The 19,886-nt window shown below is 48.4% G+C and carries 10 protein-coding genes and 1 pseudogene; 1 reads left to right on the forward strand and 10 read right to left on the reverse strand.

Annotated features, from left to right (window positions below; translation table 11 throughout):
- Positions 1 to 7: 7 nt before the first annotated feature.
- The 4 genes and pseudogenes from AC1DLI_RS31300 to AC1DLI_RS31315 form a co-directional block, all read right to left on the reverse strand.
- Positions 8 to 178, reverse strand: a pseudogene (locus AC1DLI_RS31300) (SDR family oxidoreductase); the annotation flags it as partial.
- A 37-nt stretch (positions 179 to 215) separates the two neighbouring features.
- Positions 216 to 1,199 (reverse strand): DMT family transporter, encoded by a 984-nt coding sequence (locus AC1DLI_RS31305; RefSeq protein WP_477609143.1) that lies wholly within the window; start codon positions 1,197 to 1,199, stop codon positions 216 to 218.
- Between the two features lie 203 nt (positions 1,200 to 1,402).
- A complete protein-coding gene (locus tag AC1DLI_RS31310; protein WP_477609145.1) occupies positions 1,403 to 2,122 on the reverse strand; it encodes a hypothetical protein in 720 nt (239 codons plus the stop codon).
- A gap of 14 nt (positions 2,123 to 2,136) precedes the next feature.
- Positions 2,137 to 4,800 carry an Ig-like domain-containing protein gene (locus AC1DLI_RS31315; protein WP_477609147.1) on the reverse strand — a complete coding sequence of 888 codons (2,664 nt, stop codon included), beginning with the start codon at positions 4,798 to 4,800 and terminating at the stop codon, positions 2,137 to 2,139.
- 249 nt (positions 4,801 to 5,049) lie between these two features.
- Between AC1DLI_RS31315 and AC1DLI_RS31320 the strand changes: the two genes are divergently transcribed.
- On the forward strand, positions 5,050 to 5,640 hold the full coding sequence (locus tag AC1DLI_RS31320) for a response regulator (protein WP_477609149.1): 591 nt from the start codon (positions 5,050 to 5,052) through the stop codon (positions 5,638 to 5,640).
- On the opposite strand, the gene AC1DLI_RS31325 is transcribed toward AC1DLI_RS31320, so the two are convergent.
- From AC1DLI_RS31325 to AC1DLI_RS31350, 6 genes are all read right to left on the reverse strand, one after another.
- Positions 5,637 to 7,106, reverse strand: coding sequence for a sensor histidine kinase (locus AC1DLI_RS31325; RefSeq protein ID WP_477609151.1), 1,470 nt, complete (start codon positions 7,104 to 7,106; stop codon positions 5,637 to 5,639). The genes AC1DLI_RS31320 and AC1DLI_RS31325 overlap by 4 nt on opposite strands.
- Before the next feature lie 755 nt (positions 7,107 to 7,861).
- Positions 7,862 to 8,386, reverse strand: coding sequence for an RNA polymerase sporulation sigma factor SigK (gene sigK / locus AC1DLI_RS31330; RefSeq protein WP_477609153.1), 525 nt, complete (start codon positions 8,384 to 8,386; stop codon positions 7,862 to 7,864).
- Between the two features lie 250 nt (positions 8,387 to 8,636).
- Entirely contained in the window at positions 8,637 to 9,593 is a 957-nt protein-coding gene (locus AC1DLI_RS31335; RefSeq protein ID WP_477609155.1) for a cytochrome P450, read from the reverse strand.
- Positions 9,594 to 9,838: 245 nt separating this feature from the next.
- Entirely contained in the window at positions 9,839 to 10,417 is a 579-nt protein-coding gene (locus AC1DLI_RS31340) for a TetR/AcrR family transcriptional regulator (RefSeq protein WP_309000095.1), read from the reverse strand.
- A gap of 102 nt (positions 10,418 to 10,519) precedes the next feature.
- The gene (gene sigK / locus AC1DLI_RS31345; protein ID WP_477609158.1) at positions 10,520 to 11,059 is read right to left on the reverse strand and encodes an RNA polymerase sporulation sigma factor SigK; all 540 of its coding nucleotides are present in this window, start codon (positions 11,057 to 11,059) and stop codon (positions 10,520 to 10,522) included.
- A gap of 450 nt (positions 11,060 to 11,509) precedes the next feature.
- On the reverse strand, positions 11,510 to 19,696 hold the full coding sequence (locus AC1DLI_RS31350; RefSeq protein WP_477609160.1) for an immunoglobulin-like domain-containing protein: 8,187 nt from the start codon (positions 19,694 to 19,696) through the stop codon (positions 11,510 to 11,512).
- Positions 19,697 to 19,886 lie beyond the last annotated feature (190 nt).

Below are 19,886 nucleotides of genomic sequence, written 5' to 3' on the forward strand. Positions count from 1 at the left end.
GAAAAATCTAAGAATTTGTCGATTCTCCACCGTCCACATGGAGCACTTGCCCCGTAAAGAAACACGAATCGTCGGAAGTGAAATAAACATTAGTAGACGCAAGCTCGAAAAGCTGAGCAACGCGTTGCATCGGATTAAATGCTCCATAGACGGCGATTTCATCCGAAGAAAAGCTTGCAGTTGTTCTATTATACGCACATCTTAAATAGGAAGCATCATGTCGCCTGCGCCTCGGCTGCCTTCGGTTTTCCGAGTCTCTGCCTGTCCCTCTGCAACAAATACATGGCGAATAGAACACCAATTCCTCCGAGCACCTGATACACCGTCAGCGATTCATGCAGCAAGAAATACCCCGAGGCGGCCGCCGTGATCGGAAGCGTGTACCCGTAAACAGATGCTTTGAATGGGCCCAGACGGGCTAGGCTCCAATTGTGCAGCGTAAAGCCGACCATGGTAGCCAGAATGGCCGTATATGCGAGGCTGATCCAACCGTGAGACGAAATGCCGGCGAAATAGGCGGCGTCCGCCTTCCACAGTACATACGGTAGCAGCGAAATGGCGCCGACCGTCATCTCCCAGGAAATCAGCAGCATAAGCGGATAGCGCGACGTCAATCTGCTCATCAATATGAGATAGAAGGCGCCAAAGAGGCTTCGCAGCAGCAGCAGGCCATCCCCGCGAAGCCTATCCAGCCCGAAATGCAAGCCCTGCTCGCCACCTGCCACAATCACGATAACGCTTACGAAAGCAAAGGGAAGGCCGATCAGAACCCGGTACGACAACCGGATTTCCTTGAGAGTAAGCGAGATGATGACAGTCAGTACGGGCATGAAGCCGCGGCCCAATACGGAACCGTTAGCCGCGTTCGAATACTGCAGCGCGTAGGACAGCAGCACCTCCATCCCGATCGCTGACAGGATGCCGAGGAACAAAATGCGGCCCAGATCGCGGCTTTCCATGCGGAGGCTGATGCCCTTTTGGCGGAAATGGAAATAGGTAACAAGCCAAAGCAGCGGGGCTATTAGAGCATAGCGAAGCCCGTTGAACATGACGGGATCCCATTCGTGGCCTCCAATTTTCATCGAGCTGATATTGATGCCCCATAACAGGTATACAACCAAGAAACCGAGATGCGGGAGAAGGAGCTTTTGGGACATTTTTGAAAAATCCGCCTTTCCATAGCCATAGTTATCCCCCACTATACGCCTCCTTCACCATTTGATCAAAAAGCGCATTATGGAGCTTTCACAAGAAAAACCCGGAAAAACGTCGGCTGACGATGATTAGTCGGGTTAAATGCGTGCGCCGCATAAATCTGGGCTCAAGATATTTCCCAAAAGCACCCGGCAAAAAAAAGGCAGCCGCATTCGCTCGTCGGCGAAGAGACTACCTTGTTTTGCTTTTATCCGGCTATTTTCACGAACTGATCCGCGAATTCCGCCATGCGCTGCGCCTTCGGCACGGCGGCATCGGCCTTCTGGTAAACCATCCTAATCTTGTCGAGCGACAAAATGAGCCACTTCAAATCCCGTTTGTTCGCTTCGATGATGAGCTTCTCCATATCGGACTGCGGCTGCACCTTCATCAAATCGTCCAGCAGCTTCTTCGCTTCCGTATTCGTGCTTGTGTAAATGTCCCGCCCCTGCTTCGCGCAATGCGTAATATTGGTCAAATTCTCGCGGGCAACCGTCCGGTAATCCTCGATAATCCGGTCATGGGCCTCCACAAATTCCGGATCGCGCGACAGATACAGATGGTCGAGCGGATTGAGTCCCGGCAGCGGATCCTCCGGCAGCTCTTCGATCTTGCGCAGCACCTGCTCCGTCATAGACACGTAGCTGTCCAGATTCATCTTCATGCCGGCGATTGCTTCCGTCGCCTGGCTCGTATTTTTTACGGCGACGAGCACGATGGTCAAATATTCGAAATGCACCTTATGAAAGTTCAATGCATAGGCGGCAATCGGCAAATCGATCAGCTTCACGATTTTTTTATAAATGAATTTGTAAGCACTGACGACCGTCTTCTGATTGACGACAGCCGCCTTATCCTTGTTGGCAAGCGCCTTGTCATGCTCGAGCCGATCCTTGTTCCGGTCGCTGAGCGTAAAGGTGAAATCCATCTCCCTGCCCCCTCCTATACGGTTACAGCCGCTGGTTCTTCCTCTTCGTCCGCAACCGGCTGAGGATTAAGCAGCGCGTACAGCTGGGCTGCCGCCTGATCCTTCGATTCGAGAATTTGCAGCGCCAGCTCCCTCATCCGGACCTCCGTCTGCAGCAGGTCGTTTTTCAGCTCCTTCTCCCTGACCGATTGCAATTGCAGGTTGCTCGAGTATTCGTCAAGCGCCTCGCCCTGGCCGAGCACCGCATCGACAACGATGCCGTCCGTCCTAAGGACATGGTTGTTCGCGGCCATAATGATGCCTGGAACCTTGATTATCGATCCGGTTGATTCATCGGCGTATGCGGAATAGTAGTCCTTCTTGACGCGCAAGTAATTTGACGCCGGAATGACGCTTCCGTTCGCATCCTTCAGCACCGCTTCTTCAACGAAGGAGTGGTGAATATCCTGATAATCGAAAATGTTCATGAGCTGGTACATGATCGTATTGCGTATTTCATCACGCTTCTCCGGCACGATAATTTCCGAAAGCAGCTTACCCAGCTCAGGCAGCGTAACCTCTTGATAATAGCTGTTGCCCTCCCCTTCGATTTTCTCGTCGCGGTAGAAGCCGATCCGCACGTCGACCAGATGGAGCAGCGTAATAAATTCCTGGTTCATTTGGCGGAAAACAAAATTCAGCGTTCTGCTCATATTAATATTCTCGATCTCGCGGACAATCGAGGTCTCGTCGGTCGTCGTCATCTTCACCTCATAGGTCGTATCGATCTGCATGTCGCGGCGGGCGGACGCTTTGGACACATGCTTCTGCGTCGAATTGACGATGTTCTTCGTCAGTTGCTCCCTCGCCGCATTCGTCGCGCCGCTCGTCGAAGCGCTTGCCGACGCGTTCAGCCAGCCGCCCCAGCTTACTCCTACGCTTGCTTCCAGCTTGTAATCGTTGCTGGATTCGTAGCCGGTTTTGTTTGAGGTCTCGTCCCCGATCGACAGCTCGAATTCGCTTGCGATATCGTCGGTCACGGAATCGAGAATAGTCGATGCGCTCTTCATCGTCTCTTCCTTCTGGGTATAGGTACGAATGCTGATCTTGCTTTTCTCACCCGGAAGCAGGGAGAAGGTTTTCAGTGTGCGCCCCGCGCCGTAATTGGCCAGGAAGGAGGATAAGCGGTACGATTCGATTAGGATGATACGGTTTTTCCGCGAGCTGACTTCCGGCAAAATCGTCACGTTCACCTGGGTAGCCGCCTGCATCGTATTGCCGGACATATCGGTAGCGCGCGCTTTGATGACGCATAATCCCGGCAGGTCAACCTTCACCGTCGCTTTCCATTGTGACCAGTCGCCTGGCGCCTTCTCAACCGCACGCACATAAACCGGACTGTTGCCGAGCGAAACCTCCACGACCTTCACGCCGCCGCTGTCAGCCGCGGTGCCGAACACTTCAATGACCGCTCCTTTCGTATAAGTGCCGGCGATCGCCGCGTTCAGCGCCGGCGACGTAATGCTGATCGTAGGCGCGGTCGTATCCACGCTCACGTTTAGGCTCGTTTCTCCTTTCAAGCCTGCCGCATCGTAGCAGCGCGCAATAATCGAATGGTTGCCTGCCGGAATCGACAGCCCTTTGCTCCAAGTGGCATAGTTGTTCGGCGTATCGACCGCGATCGGATTTTGCCCGTCAAGAAGCAGCTCAACCTTTGTAACTCCCCGGTTATCCCCCGCCGTTCCTTGAACGGTAATATTTGCGGCCGGGCCGTTGTTGGTCGAAAGAACTGCGCCAGCTGCAGGCGATGTGATCGCAATCGTCGGCGGCGTCACGTCCGGAGCCTGCTGCAGCGTCACGTTGATTTTTCTCGTGGTGATGTAAGAGAGTTGCTCGTTTGAGTGGTACGCGTCCGCCTGTAAAGTAACCTGGCCTTGATCCGTTATCACGACGCCCGAAAGCACCCAATTATCTCCGGAAAGCTGAGCTTGCTTCCATGCGCCCGAGCCTGCCTTGACCATCACCCTTGAAACCGTCCCCAGCACGGCCGTTGCCGTTCCTTTAATATCGATCACTGCGCCTGTATGCGGACCCGTGATATTCGTGCCTGCTGCAGGAGCGGTGAAGGAAGCCGACACGGATTCTTCAATCGGATCCTCCTCCGGCGGCCAGTCATCGTCATCACGCATCTGGTCGTCAATAGGAGGTGTTTGGTACGGATCTCCGCCGTCCGTCGTCGGCAGCGGAGCGAGAGCGGCCCTGAGCGCTTTCGGCTCGGAATACTCAGACGCAGCAGGAACGGAAAGCGCATAATCGGACACGAACCGGTGCGACCATGCGCCCATCATCGTACGGAACAGGCTGAGCTTCTTCCCTTCCCTCGCCTGAAGCTCCACTTCCTCCTCCGTCAGCTCGGTGAGGTGCGTCGTCATCCGGTCGCCGGAGCGCTTCACCTTACGCAGTTCCTCTACCGGCAGCTGCGGGGAACTTGCCGTCCCGAAGCTCAGCGACGCCGCCCCGAAAGCGGCCTTCGTCTGAATGCCTGCTTGCGGCGGCAGGAAGCAGTTATCCGCAATGTCGAGCTCGATATACGTTCGGCCGCTGTAGGTTGTCGGCTCCGGCACATTATAATTAAGTACGGGCGCTGTATTCTCTGATGCCATATTTACTGCTGAATCGTTCGTTTTTTTCTGAACCATATTCACCGTCTCCTTTGTTTTCAACTCGATTCGTTGATGGCGACTTCCGCATTCCTCTATCCGGCCCGCCGTTCACAATTCGGAGTATACATTGGCGCCGGCTTGGTTGAGGAGGATGAATTTTTATCACCCCTGCCGTTAGGCCGGGTGATAAAAATTCACCCTACCGGACAGGATGCGTGCTTGCTATACTATCTTTAACTAATAAGAATACTGACTTACCGGTATATGCGGATGGGGGGAAGACAGATGGGCAGCATACGCGTCATGCTCGTGGAGGACGATCCGTTCTGGCAGCAGAACTTAAGCGCGGATTTGGCGGAGGAGCCGGATATTGAGGTTGTTGCCGTAGCCGGCACAAAGGAGGAAGCGTTACTTGCGGCTTCGCGCCATCCGATAGACATTATCCTGATGGACATTAATCTAACCGGCAACAATCTCGACGGGCTGGAAGCCATGAAGGAAATTATGTCGGAGCTTGACAAGGAAGAAGATATTAAAGTCATTATGCTTACTTCCCTCACCGAAAGGGAGGTCATTATGAAGTCGTTCAGGCTAGGCGCGCTCAATTACATTACGAAGCAAAGCTACAAAGACATCGTCCGCGCGATCAGGGAGGCTTACGAAGACCGCTCGACGATTCACGCGGACGCGGCCCGCATCATGCGCAGTGAAATAAAGCTTATGGAGCTCTCACCCATGGAACGGGAAGTATTCGATCTGCGCAAGGAGGGGCTGAGCAAGCAGCAAATTTCGGAAAAGCTGCATAAGTCTACGAATACGATCAAATCGCAGCTGAAAAGCATAAAAAACAAACTGATGCATTTCAAGGGCGATTAAGTCGGCTGTTCTTGGACGGCAGCTGCCGGAGAAGCCATGACAGAAGCGGCGGTGCCTGTCTGCATGTAGCGCCAAATCGGGAAATGAAGCATGACTGACGTCCCTTTCCCCGTCTCGGTATCCGCGATGGCCAGGCTGCCTCCGTGCTTCCTCATGACCAATACGCAATAAGGCAAGCCGAGGCCGTGATTGCTCGAGTTTTTCTTGGTCGTATAGAACGGTTCGAAAATTTTGCCGAGCTGCTCCTTCGGAATGCCGCAGCCGCTGTCTTTTACCTCTATGGTGAAATGCCGCTTGGATCTCATGGCCCGGAGAGTAATCGTGCCGCCCGTCTCTTCCATGGCGTCTACAGCATTATGGACCAGATTGGACAGCGTCTCCTTCAGATGCAGCAAATCACAGGTCAGCTCGCCGCCTTCATCCTGGATCTGCACGACCTCGACCGAGCGTCTCTCCAGCAGCGGCTGCATCGGATGCAGGACGGCGTCGAATAGCTCCTTCACCCAGATGCGTCCTTCGTTAATCACGATATCGTCTGCTTTCTCTTTGATTCTCCCCACCATATCGAGCAGATGCGCCGTCACCGAATGAATCTGGTCGATCGACTGCAATGACTTTTCGGACTGGCCGGAATGAATGAAGCCCTGCGTCTTCTCCGTCAAATAATTGATTTTCTGGATTTCGTTCTTGATGGAATGGTTCAAAATGGATACGCCCATCGTCAACGCCCGCATTGAATAATCCAGCCGCTCGCGCTCGATTCTGAGCTTAATGCCGAGGAAGCCGTACTTAACCGTGTAATAAATAATGACCGCAACGAGGCCCAAAATAATAACCGCGTTAAGTTTCCATGTTCCGTTGCTCACCAGATCGAACTTCCACTCCCCCATCGACAGCCAGACAAAGCCAAGATAATCGGACACGAATGCCCACAGCGTGCCGAAGGAGAACAGAATGGCCACCCGTTTCTTGTTCCTTCTCTCGTAATATTCCTTCTCGCGCGCGAATGCGATATGGTAGAAGGCATATCCCAATAGGAAATAAAAGCCGCTCCACCAGCGGAAGGTGCTGACATCGAAGGTGCTCCACGGCTCGCGTAGAAGATGAACCGTAAACAGCATGGCCGCGGGAATCGCAAGCAGAAGCGATAGCAGCAGCCGTTTTTTGTCCGACGGGACAGCCCCGATCCACAGCCCGCCCATGCATGCCGCAAATGGAAAAAAGTAAAAGTAAACGTTCATAGCCGCCGCGCTGAGTTGGAAGATCGCGGTGCTCACGAAAGGCGACAGCCATCCGTAAGGCTGGAGGAAGGGAATGATGACCAGATGGACGGAGAAGGCAAAGCTCGACATCCCTCCAATGATTAGCGTCATGCCGATCCAGAAGTTGCTCTTAAAGCTGTAAACCAGAAATACGATACCCATGGACCAAAGCGAGAGGAACATGAGAATGTACAATAAGCCCACGAACAACCCCCTACCTTTATCAGTACGATACTGGTACTGCAGAATACTTCCATTTTATCACAAATTTTAAAACTGGCATATTTTGAGATTTCACAAGCGTTGCATTAATGTTCTCTGAATATTCATAATATTCAATTTTCTTTGTGTCTGAGCATAAAAAAATCCTTTACAATGGAATGGAAGGTAGTACCTGTCCAAAATCCAGTGAAAAGGATCAGCTTATGGACAAGAATACCCTATTTTCTTCATTTGGTAAATGACTTTCTCCAATTTACACGAAGACGTTCACGATCGAATTGCTCAGACCGGCCAAGATAAATACGTTAATAAGCTCACCACGCCAGCTTATCTTAAATTGTTTCTTCATGCCCAATTGCAAGGACGTGATGGGCTTCAAGATATTGCTGACGACGTGTTATGCAAGGAATTTCAGCAGGAACTCGTGCTTGAATCAATCAATGCTGCGCAACTTTGTCGGAAGCATAATCAGGTTGATCCTGACCTGCTTCAGTTGGTCTTCGAGCGATTGGTCACGCAAATTCTAGCACAGAGAAATCCCGCAGCCTTCCGCAAAGACATGAAAATCATCGATTCCACCACATTTCGCACTGTTTACAGAAATATAAATGGGCTGTGTTTCGCCAGTCGAAGGCGGGAATTAAGAAAATAAAATACACGTCGAATTTGACGTGTATTTTATTTATATTATTCGTTGAACAACACTATTAAGCTAGTGCGTCCTGTAGATGACATTTTCATCTCTTCGCCTTATAAAACTCATGATAAAGCTTCATCAACGCCCTCTTCTCAATCCGCGACACATAACTCCGACTAATCCCAAGCTCCTTCGCAATCTCCCGCTGCGTCCGCTCATCCCCGCCATGCTCCAGCCCAAATCGACCGATAACGACTTCCTTCTCCCGGTCATCGAGTATATCCAAATTCTTATATATTTTACTTTTCTCAATTTTGAGCTGCACCTTATCCACGATATCATCAGCCTCAGTACCGAGGATATCGATCAACGTAATCTCGTTGCCTTCCTTGTCCGTGCCAATCGGATCATGAAGAGACACGTCCTTCCGAGTCTTCTTCAAAGACCGCAGATGCATAAGTATTTCATTCTCGATACCACGAGCCGCAAAAGTCGCGAGCTTCGTGCCTTTTCCAGTCTGGAAACTTTCGATGGCCTTGATAAGTCCAATCGTACCGATCGAGATTAGATCCTCGAGATCCTCACCTGTATTGTCAAATTTTTTGACGTTGTGGACACGAAGCAACGTAAAATCCCCTTTATTTCAATAAAACAAAAAAGAGATGCCGTCAGTCCCATGACCTTCCAGGTAGAGTGTCATCTCTTTTWGATGAATTATACTCTCCGCACCGAATAACCACTATTTGTAATACAGTTCACTATTGTTATCCTCGCTCCTTTACCCAAGATACATAGTTAAGAACCAAAACAGAYCCAGGTTTCGAAGGTTCTATGTGTCTGCTTTGGGAAAACAAGTGCTGTGAATACAACTTCTATTATTTCCGCAAAATAATAGGCATTTGTTTGATWCCAAACATCAACCAGCTGTCGATTCTCTCCAATGAATGGGAGCGATCGAGGTGRAACTCAGGAAATCGATTAAGCAGCGTTTGAATGGCAATTTTACTTTCCAAACGAGCTAATTGCGCTCCTAAGCAGAAGTGAATTCCGTGACCAAAAGCAAGATGGGGAATAGGACTCCGGTGGATGTCGAAGATGTCCGGACGCTCGAATAGGTCTTCGTCATGGTTGGCCGAGCCAATCCAGATATTGACCATTTGTCCGGGAGTTAGTGTTTGTCCGCGTAGAACTGTAGTCTTTTTTACCGTTCGAATCATCGTTTGAACAGGGGAACAATAACGAAGAACTTCTTCAAGAGCCTGAGGAACCAAAGAACGATTCTCCAAAAGCTGCTCTTTAGCATCAGCATTGCTATCGATCATAAATAGTGCCGAGGAAATTAGGTTGGTTGTAGTTTCATTTCCCGCAACAAGCAGCAGGATGCAAAAGCCGATCACTTCCAGATCGMTTAATTGTTCGCCATCTGTTTTCGCACGGACTAGACGACTAATCAGATCATCCTGCGGTTCAAGCCGTCTCTGATCCGCTATTGCGGTAAAATAAACACTCATCTCTTGTTGGCATTGATAAAATCGCTCGGAGTTGTTTCCGACCAGCGCATCCGACCATTCTTTGAAACGCTTTCGATCTTCCAGAGGAATACCTAGCATTTCGGCAATGACGATAATCGGTAACGGACTTGCAAAATTATGAAGCCCATCCATCTTACCGCTCGCTTCCATTTGGTCACATAACTCATTCGCTATCGCTTCAATCTTTGGCGTCAGTCCTTCAATAACCCGAGGAACAAAAGCTTGAGAAACGAGCATCCGCAATTGCCGATGTTTAGGCGGATCTTGTCTTAGAAYACTCGCTTMAATCGGATCTTTCATCGTTTCGACACCTTGCGAAGAAAAATGCTCGTGATCGGAAAAAATCGTTTTGACGTCCTCGTATTTGAAAACGTCCCAGGAATYAGTCTCCTTTTTAAACAATAAGGGGGAGGAGGCWCGCATTTCTTTAAAATAAGACAAAGGTATCAATTCATTAGCCATTCTCCAATCCATATGTTACACCATCGCTTCCATCTAATWTTAYTATACTGACTAGTCAGTRTAATAACCCCAAAAAAGGGCGGTTACTCACCGCTAGTCAAAAACAAACCTGATGTAATGATCGTATAAAAGAATTGTTCAATATGATCACGGGACAATTCTTTGTTGTTATTCAAAAAATAATTACATGCGCTGTCGAGCATCCCAACGATCCCAGCCGCGGCCAAATTGCAGTTAACATCACGAAGCACGCCTTCTTGCTTTCCTTCTTCTAAAACGTTTGCAAGAAAATGAATGTAGTCAATTCTTAGTTTCTTCAGTTCTTCGAGCACTTCCTGATCGATACCGTTGGATAGTTCATTGAAAACGATATGCGCTAAACTGCTTGATTCCAAAAACAGATCGAGGTTATGCCTGATGATCCTTTTGATTTGTTCTTCCAAAGTRAAAGTRGATTTAAGATCGGCCTGAACTTTATTAATAATCTCCTGAAAACCATCCTTAACAAGCGTCTTAAACAATTGGGCTTTACCTGGAAAGTGATAGTAAAGTGTTCCTTTGGCGACATTGGCTCTCAAAGCAATTTCATCCATACTTGCCCGATGGTAACCGTTTTCTGAAAATACTTCAACCGCTGTTTGGATAATTTTCTCTTTACTCAAGGTGATCCGCCTCTCGTTAATTTAGAAAAAAGAACAACTGTTCGTTCAAATCCATGGGAGGCTATTTACGCTGTGGAGTGCGACTTCTCCGACTGACCGACCTTACCTCTTCGCCTTATAAAACTCATGATAAAGCTTCATCAACGCCCTCTTCTCAATCCGCGACACATAACTCCGCGAGATCCCGAGCTCCTTCGCAATTTCACGCTGCGTCCGTTCATCCCCACCATGCTCCAGTCCAAAGTGGCCTATAACAACTTCCTTCTCGCGGTCATCGAGTATATCTAAATTCTTATAGATCTTCGATTTCTCAATCTTCAACTGCACCTTATCCACGATATCATCAGCCTCAGTGCCGAGGATATCAATCAGTGTAATCTCATTGCCTTCCTTGTCCGTGCCAATCGGATCATGAAGAGACACGTCCTTCCGAGTCTTCTTCAAAGACCGGAGGTGCATAAGTATTTCATTCTCGATACAACGAGCCGCGAACGTCGCGAGCTTCGTACCCTTACCAGTCTGAAAGCTCTCAATTGCTTTGATCAATCCAATCGTCCCGATCGAGATCAAATCCTCGAGATCCTCACCTGTATTGTCGAATTTATTGACGTTGTGGACACAACCCGATGTAAAATTAAACATGACCTCATCGCTGCCAGCGATGCGCTCTCCCACCGTTGGGGATTACACTGCCCAAAACGGCTGGTTTAGAACTTTTCTTATTCCCCATTACAATCATTGCAAATCGACGATAAAAAGTTCAACCATAATTAAAAAAGCCCTAATTGGATTAGGGAGAAAACATGAATCATACTGGTTGATAACAACTTTAATAGAAGCATTTAAACATGATTACTCCTTTTTTGCTAACATATTTAGCAAAACTGTTACGACCTCCGCTCTTGTCGCTCTAACTTGTGCCGCGAACCGGTTATTGCCTTTTCCATGTACGCGCAGCCATTGCAATGGCGCTTCAATGCCAAACAATACAAAAGCAAATAAAAAGGATGCCAGCCTCGGCTAATCGCAGCTGACATCCTCACTGATTAAGACTCTACGATCCGCTGGCAACAATTCTGCTGACTGATCTTCTTAATTCTTATCCATCTCCAAAATACGGAGCAGAATTGTAATTACTTCCGCTCTGGTTGCCACTGCATTGAAGTCAAACTTGCCGCCTGCCTTGCCCTGCATAATCCTTTTTGCAGCTACTGCGCCAATCGCGCCCTTTGCCCACTCTGGCAGTTTAGCATGGTCAGTAAAGTTTGCTGCTTTGTCCTTTTGGTCTTCCAGCTTCAAAAAACGAGCAATCATAACCGCAAGCTCAGCGCGCGTCAAACCGCTATTTGGACGCAGCGTCCCATCCGCATAGCCGCTTAAAATTCCCGCTGTTACTGCCTGTTCAAGCGCTTCTTTTGCCCATGGAGCAATGTCAGCTTCATCTTTAAAGGCATGCTGCTTTCCATCGCCCTGTACAGTCAATGCGCGGGATAACATCACTGCAAATTCCGCACGGGTTACCGCCGCATTTGGCTTGAAGGTTTGATCCTTGTAGCCAACCACAAAGCCTTTTGTCACTGCCTTACGAATCGCAGTTTCTGCCCAGTGTCCGGCAATATCCTTCAATTCTATCTGGTTCTCTTGATTTCCGCCGGTGTTGCCTCCGTTGTTACCGCCGTTGTTGTTTTCAGGCGTTGTATCAACTAATATAATCGTCAACACCTGCGGCTGTCCTGCGCTAAACTCAAACGTTAGCTTCACTGTACCTTTTTGTAATTTCGCCAAGTAAGCCGTCGTAATCGTTATCTGATCGCTATTCACAACATAATCAGTCCCAGCCTGCAGCAGTGCACTGCCGTTCTTAATGGCTGTCAGTGTATTGCCTTTAAGCTCCAGCTTTATTGTAGCTGCTTGCTGCTTGCTAGGGTTCAAATCAAATTCAGCAGCAGCTGGGCTGATTTCGCTATCCTGATCGGTATCTTTGATTTTGTTAAGAAGATCCGTCTTAACTTCGCCGTCTGCCATAATAGTGACAAAGTTGCGAGCAATAGCGATATCGGCAGCTGATCCAGACGCGAGAGCCTTTGAAACGGCAGCCCTTGCCGATGCTTCAAGCATTTCATTGTATTTGCCTGCGCCTAACAGATATACGTCTGTAAATGAATTTGAATTTTTTAATTGTCCACTTTCAACTTCAAAGGTGGATCTGGTGCTGTCTGATTCACGCGAGCCGTCAGATTCATTGAGCATAATTGATATTCCGATTCTTCCGTTCGCGAGCTCCGATGTAGGATTATTATGAACAGTATTAAACGGAATCTTTAAATCGTAAATAGTCGTTTTCATATCTTCATCTCTCGTAATCTTTGCCACGATATCAGTTGTCGGAGCAGTCGGTGCATTGGCGCCTGTGGGACGAGTCCAAGCCCATATTACATCTTTGTTGTCATTGGTGAGCGCGAATCCCAATTCATTCCGCGTAGTACTGTTGGTTGCAGGATTGTGTAAATCAATGCCTAACTGCAAATTATCCTCTCTCCATATATTGCCGCCAGTCTGGCTATTGAATTGCACGTCATCTGTAACGACAATATACGCATATAAACTGCTGTCGTCCCATGCGAAATGCGATTCTACGCTGAGGTCTTGAGGACCATCCCATGTTCCCGAAGTTACATAATCTTTTGTGTCCAATACAAATGCCGGAGTTGCGGCACTCTTTGCCGGATTTTCCGCGTCGGCAGAACTTACCTTTTCAGCGTAAGCCGCGTCAATTTTTGCCGTATAGGTGTATGATTTTCCGTCTTCGAGATGAAGCTCGAATGTAACCAGACCTGCAACATAATACGGTAAATCAACGGTTACGGATTCGCCTGCCGCAAGCGCGTTAAATCTAATGGGAGTAAAATCTTTAGCATAGGCAGCCGGGGAAAAAATTGTCAATGTCCCGGGTGCAGAGGCTCTTCCTCCGACATTATACTTAACGTTGAATTGTTGTTTATCTCCGTTTTTGGTTAGGTTAAATACAAATGGTTCCGCAATTAAATCCGAGCCGTAAATGCCGTACGGATTGCCCACTGGGGTGCTGTTTCTCAAACCGGATGCGTAATAATTGTTGCTAAGTTCTACCGATGTGCCACCCTCGCGCAGCATAGCATACACATTATTATTCTGTCCGTTCTTGGACGGCTGGAAGTAAGAAGTGTATACATGCGCCTTACCGCCGTGGACATCTATACCCGGATTGCTGCCGGGCAGCTGAGTGAAGTTTGCTTGCTGTAAACGAACGATACCGTTATTTACGATCGCTCCCGCTACGGTCGGGCTTCCCCAGAACGCGCTGTTGTACAGAACAAGTTCGGCGCCTTGGTGGATTTTTGCGGTATTAGCTGCCTCGCCCATTCTGACATACGCTCTGCTTGGCTCCGTCGTGATGTTCGTATTAACCAATTCCGAGTTGATCGCGATTATTTTGGTGTGTTCGTCCGCGTCTTCCACATAGAGAGCGTACGTGGTTCCGTCCGAACCGTGACCAATCATCGTCATTTTTCCGGGGTATGCGAATTCGCCGTTCCCCAGGTCTCTTTTCAGGAAGTGTATGCCGTATACCGAACCGAAAACGAAATTGTTGAAAATCGTCTGGTCTTCCACATCGGCGAATTTGAGCGCACTCATGTATCTTTGTACGAATCCGTACAAATCGCCGGTAGGTGCCGAATATCCTTGACCTCCCGGAAGTCTCAAAGCGTAATGCGGATTGAATTGCATGTTTCTGATAAATCCGCCTTCCGCACCTCCTCCGACCCAAATGCCTGCTCTGAGGAGCGTGCCTCCTAAATAATCAACATAGTGACCATCGGTTTTATATGAAGCCAGGTCTATTCCTTTATCCCCTATCGGGATCGTTAAGTTGATTGCATATASGCCTGCACCTTGTCCCTGTACCAAAAACGGTGTTTTTAAAGTTTGGTTGGGGTTGTCGAGATTGACGCTGGTTATATTTGTTTGCGCAATGTTAAGTCCTCTGAGACCTGCATTGGCCTTAAGCTGAATAAGAGAACTTCCGTTTTCTCCCTGAGCGCCACCGGTGTAAGCTGTAAATATCGCCGTGCCGCCGCCTTGTGTATGGTGCTGTACGTCCCATGTTCCTCTGAGTTCAACACCCTCTGGAACGATGACAGGACTATTCAGTCTATATCTTCCACCCGGCAAATATATCGTGCCGCCGCCGTGATTATCTTTAATATAGTCAAGAGCTTCCTGCAATTTTGCAGATATATCCACGGTCGGCGCGTTGCCTGTTAACGAGCGCGGGAAGTCAAGTCTAAGCACTGCGCTTGATGTCGGTCTCGGGTGTACGTCAATATCTGTTTTTACGTCTTTCGGAATAGGTTCAAATAGATAATCAACATCATTAACGATTTGTACTGTGGTGTTATTACCGTCAGCCTTAACGTCAAGTTCAAGGTTATCGATGTGAGCGGCAAGGTTAGCGCTCTCGATGTTAAGGTTATAACCGGAATTTACCGATTTGAATGTTCCGAAGTTTGTTCCGAAATGTGCATGTTTGTCTGCCTGTTTGAATTTGCTCTGACTGACTAATGCGTTGCCTCGGCCCAGTAAGTTCAGCGCGTAATTGTCATATTCGTCGAACGTACTATCCTCAAAGGATATAACTCCGCCTCTGGCGTTGCTTACAATCGGACCTTTGAATGCAACTCCGTTGAATTGAACAGAAGTGTCGAAACGTTCGTTGAAATAGACTGCCGTGTCGCCTCCGAATTCCGAGTTCGAGAGAAGCAGACCGAAACCGTTAACGTTGTCAATGTATATACCCGTTTGACTGTCTTCGATTTTCAATCCGTAGAACTGTGCGTTCGGAGCTTCGTCGCCGCCAGGTTCTCTTCCGATCCACATCCCCGTCTTATAGCCGGAAATATTCAATCCAGAGACATATTCCCAATCTGATCGGTGCATCATGAATCCGGTAGCGTTCGCTCTTGTGTACGCTCTCGCGTCCGAAAGAGACGGTGCGCCGTCAAGACCTGAATTCGCCCAGTATTTCGGGTCAATGTCAACGTTCTCGATACGTCCGATGTCTGTACATGTGTGAACCACGATGCCCTTGTAGAGAGCCGTCATATTGCTGTTTACAACATAATGCATTTCGCTCGGCAGGGAAATGAATCCTCCCCAAGCGTTTACGAGAGTAACGTTATCAAGCGTCACGCTGTTTCCGGTTCTCTGATAGAACGTCCACGGATACGGAATTCCTTTTATGTCCTCAAATTCCCCTGTCTTCTGACCATCTGCGTTTCTCTTTTCAACAGTGGTTGTAGCATTAATATCTTGATTCGGATACCATACTGAAAGGTTCGTTACACCTGTGCCTTGTTCCATGTCTATGAATCTATCGGACACGTTAGCTACTTTTTTGCCGCCTGTCTGATTTTCTCTCTCGTCAGAGTCAACATACGTGTCATAATTGGCGGAATTATGTCCGGCATAGACTGCGAGAATGGTTCCGTCGATTTTACCGTCGTAATCGTCCGCATCCGGGTTATCCCATTCGCCACGGAGCTGTACGCCTGCCCGCAAATTTAAAACTTGTTTATATTCGTAGGTTGTACTGCCTGTTGTGCTTTGAACGCTTATTGTGCCGGTAGTTTCCGTATGGAACGCATAGGTTCCCGCCGGAATATAGACTACGCCGCCGCCGTCATTATAAGCCGCATCAATCGCCGCCTGGAAAGCCTCTCTGTTATCGAAATTAACTAAGCCTTCCGCTTCTGCCATCTCTGCCGTTTTCGCACCGAATGCGAGTACGTTAAAATCCGATATCGCCCAATCTTTCGCATCGTGTTCCTGAACGATTGCCGTTCTCATGTGTTTTGCGTAATCATATCTATCCGGAACTGTGAGCACAAATGTTTTAGTCTTGGTTACAGGAGCGGCTACCGGACCTCTTTTTACCGTCGCCGTGAGCGTTACCTCACCGCCGCCGTCCGGACGGTTTGTCGGTATCGCGCCTGCAGCGGTTATGAGGGTAGCAGCGGATGTCGTCCATGTAATATCCGTCATGTTTTCACCCACTGATGGAAGAACTAAGTTCGTCGTCACATTAGCCTCAGAAGCATTCACGCCTTTGATTAAATCCCATGTCAGTTTATTCAACATATCGTTTACCGCATCCTCGTCCGTTCCGGTACCTGTTCCGCGAACGACTATATTAAATGTTTTAACAACCGGTGTTGCCGTACCTTTGCTTACTGTCGCCGTGAGGGTTAAGGCTGTATTGGCTTCTTGACGGTCCACTGCGCCGGTGTAGCTGTTTATTACCGTGTTATTGGTAGATGTCCACACAATGTTCGTACTCGCCGAACCCGACTTAGCAAGAGTCAAATCTGTTTCAACCAGATCCTGTCTAGTATTCGTGCCCTTGATAGCGTCCCAAGTCAGCGCGTCCGAAACAAGTTTTACCGCTTCTTCATCCGTTGGAGGAATCTCGGTTATTCGTATGCCCTGTATGATTGCTCCGGTTGTACCGATACGGAAGTGCGCTCCTTGATTTTGTGCTCCTATCGCAAAATTAGCTCCGTTAAGCACAACTTTTGAAGTCACCCAAGTGTTTCCGCTTCCTATCGCTGGAATGCTCGCTGATCTATACGCTTCAAACCCAGAGAAACTGCCGGGATATATGGTGTTATACTGTAACGAAATACCGCCTGTTGCGCTCGGTCTCCAGTATGTGACCGCTAATTCGACCTTGTTTGCTTGCTTGAGTTTAAGGTCGTCTACAATTACGTACATAAAGTTGCCAACCTTCACAGCGCCTACACCGCTTTGAGTGACTACATCCACTGCTGTACCGCCGTCTCCGATGAGGCTGATGCCTATGCCGTTGCCTTGAAGTCCTTGATACGGTCCCGCCGGATCTCCACCGTCGCCGAATCCGCTTCCAATTGTATCAACTGCATCAAATGTTTCAGGATCGTTGAAGTCAATGAACACTTCAGCAAGTTCGTTAGTCGTACTGGCTACTGTCAAATTAAAAATTACATGAACAGGTGCTGCATTACCTTTGGTTATTGTCGCCGTAAGGGTTACGGCTTTTCCTACGTCAGGGTCGCGAGTTACACTGCCAGTTGCGGTATCTATGATACCTGACGGTTCAGCCGACCATACTATAGCAGTATCATTCGCACCCGTTGCCTTAAGAGTCAACCCCGTTCTTACTTCGGATTGAATAGTATTCGAATTCCTAATCGTGTCCCATGTGAGCTTATTTGCTGCGTCCGATATTGCTTGATTGTCGTCAAGATGCTCCACTTTAACTCTTGTATGTGTTCCTGCGAAAGGATATTGCGTATTTTGAGCCGTGCGTGCGAATGTATAATATATGTTGCCTGTTGGTTTTGTAAATGCCGCAGTATAAACGCCTGTATCCAGAGTACCCGTCGTCCAATCGCCGACCGCAGGAGCGTTACCGGTAGTGTTGATCGCGAACTGCACAGCCTGACCGTTTGTCGGCGCTGCTGAAGATAACGTAATGTTGTCGGTTGTCTCAACAGCCGTGGGAATGGGTTTCGGCGAATCCACGGTATTCTGGAAACGCGGGTTCTTGATATAGATGTCGCCTTGGGGCACGGATGACCATTGCATTTGCAATCTCCCTGCCTGTACCGTGTCCAAATTAACGGGATTGAAACCATTCGGAGAATTGGCTGCTGATAATTGCGCATAAACAGTAATCCATTCATTAACATGACCATTTTTGATTTCGTTAACATTAAGGTTAAGACGCGAATTGGTGTCAAGATTGTTACCGCCACTTGCCATGGCGATCCAGTTATTGCCACTGAGCTTCAAAAGGTCCGTATGCGTAACATACATATCAAAAACAAAATATTGATTCGCGTAAGCTGATAAATCCTGATTGCCGCCGCTATTGACAAAACGGGCATCCCAAAGCCGTTCAGCGCCGGCGCCTATTTTTCCAGCACCCAACTTAACCGCGTTATTTCCGTCCGGCGCAATAGCGTTGTTCGTCCCCTCTTCTATATTAGGAAAATACGTCGCAGCCCGAGCGTTTACCTCCGCTGGCACGGCTCTCACCGTCACGGTAAAAGTTAGCGCAGCACTTGCATTGCCCTTGGTTATTGTCGCCGTGAGTACTACGGTTTTGTCTATCTCTCTATTCAATAAACGATTTACGCTTCCGGTGTTGCTTATTGCCGCATTGTCCGAAGACCATACTACGTTAGTTGTTCCTATTGTTGTCGGTAGACTAAGTTGTGATTTTACATCGTTATTCGAAGTATTACTGCCTTTAATCGTATCCCATGTCAGGGACGCCGCCGCCTCGTTTACCAATGTTTGTTCGTCAATAGACGTTACAGTAATTCTTGAAGACGCGCCGATGAAGTTGTAACTACTTTCTGCTTTCGCGCGCGCGAATACATAGTAGGTGTCTGCTGAAGGTAATGTGGCAAATTGATGAGTATAAACATTATCGTTTTTACTTCCGTCCACCCAACCGGATGCGGGAGCGATACCCTCTTCGCTTATTGCGAATTCCACAGCTTGCCCGCTAGCCGGTGCGTTCGCAGTTACTGTTTTTGTTGCCACGTCAAGTGCGGGAGTCGTTGACGGTGAAACCGGAACGCCTAACGTACTTTTCTGGAAACGCGGGTTTTTTATGAAAACGTCGGCGCTAGGGACATTAGTATCCCATTGTAGATGCATGGCCAGTCTGGTTACTTTGTCTAGCCAGGCGTCATTGAAATTCCCGGCTACGGCACTTGACGTCGATAACTTCGTATATATCGTCGCCCATGTGCCCACCGCTGCATTTGTAACCCCGCTCAAATCAAGTTGGAGACGAGAATCGACGTTAAACTTTTCCGCAGCGGGATTACTGTCGCTTACTATGACGAGCCAGTTATTTCCTTGCATATTTTTAAAGCTCGCATTGGGAATATACATCTCGAAAACGAAGTAGCCGTCCTTGTAAGCGGATACATCTCTTAGAGGCGCCACGCTCGGCGTGAAGAGGTTATCCCAAGGACCCCCGCCCTTTGAGGTTCCGGTGTTTAAACTCCACGCTTTCTGTCCGTCCGGCGCATCGGCGTATGTCGCCGTATTACCATCTGCACCTGCATTTACGGTCAAAAGAGATACGGCATCTCCCCATGCCGCGCTGACTGACATAGGCGGAGAAGCCAAAGTAAATAGCATCGACGTCACAAGTAAAAATGCTAATAGCCGTCTTTTCATCATTCTCAAATTTCCTCCATATATAATATTTTCAGGTTTTGAAGAGATCCCCTAAATCTTTAAAACCTTCTTCACTTAAATACCAAACCTCTAGCGTTGTATAAAAGTTATCTGTATTTTCAAAACTTTCTATGATTTTATGTAGTGCACAAAAAAGTGATCCTTTATAAAGGAATGCAACGCGGAAGCGAAG

It is taken from the genome of Paenibacillus sp. 01T443, assembly GCF_056398325.1.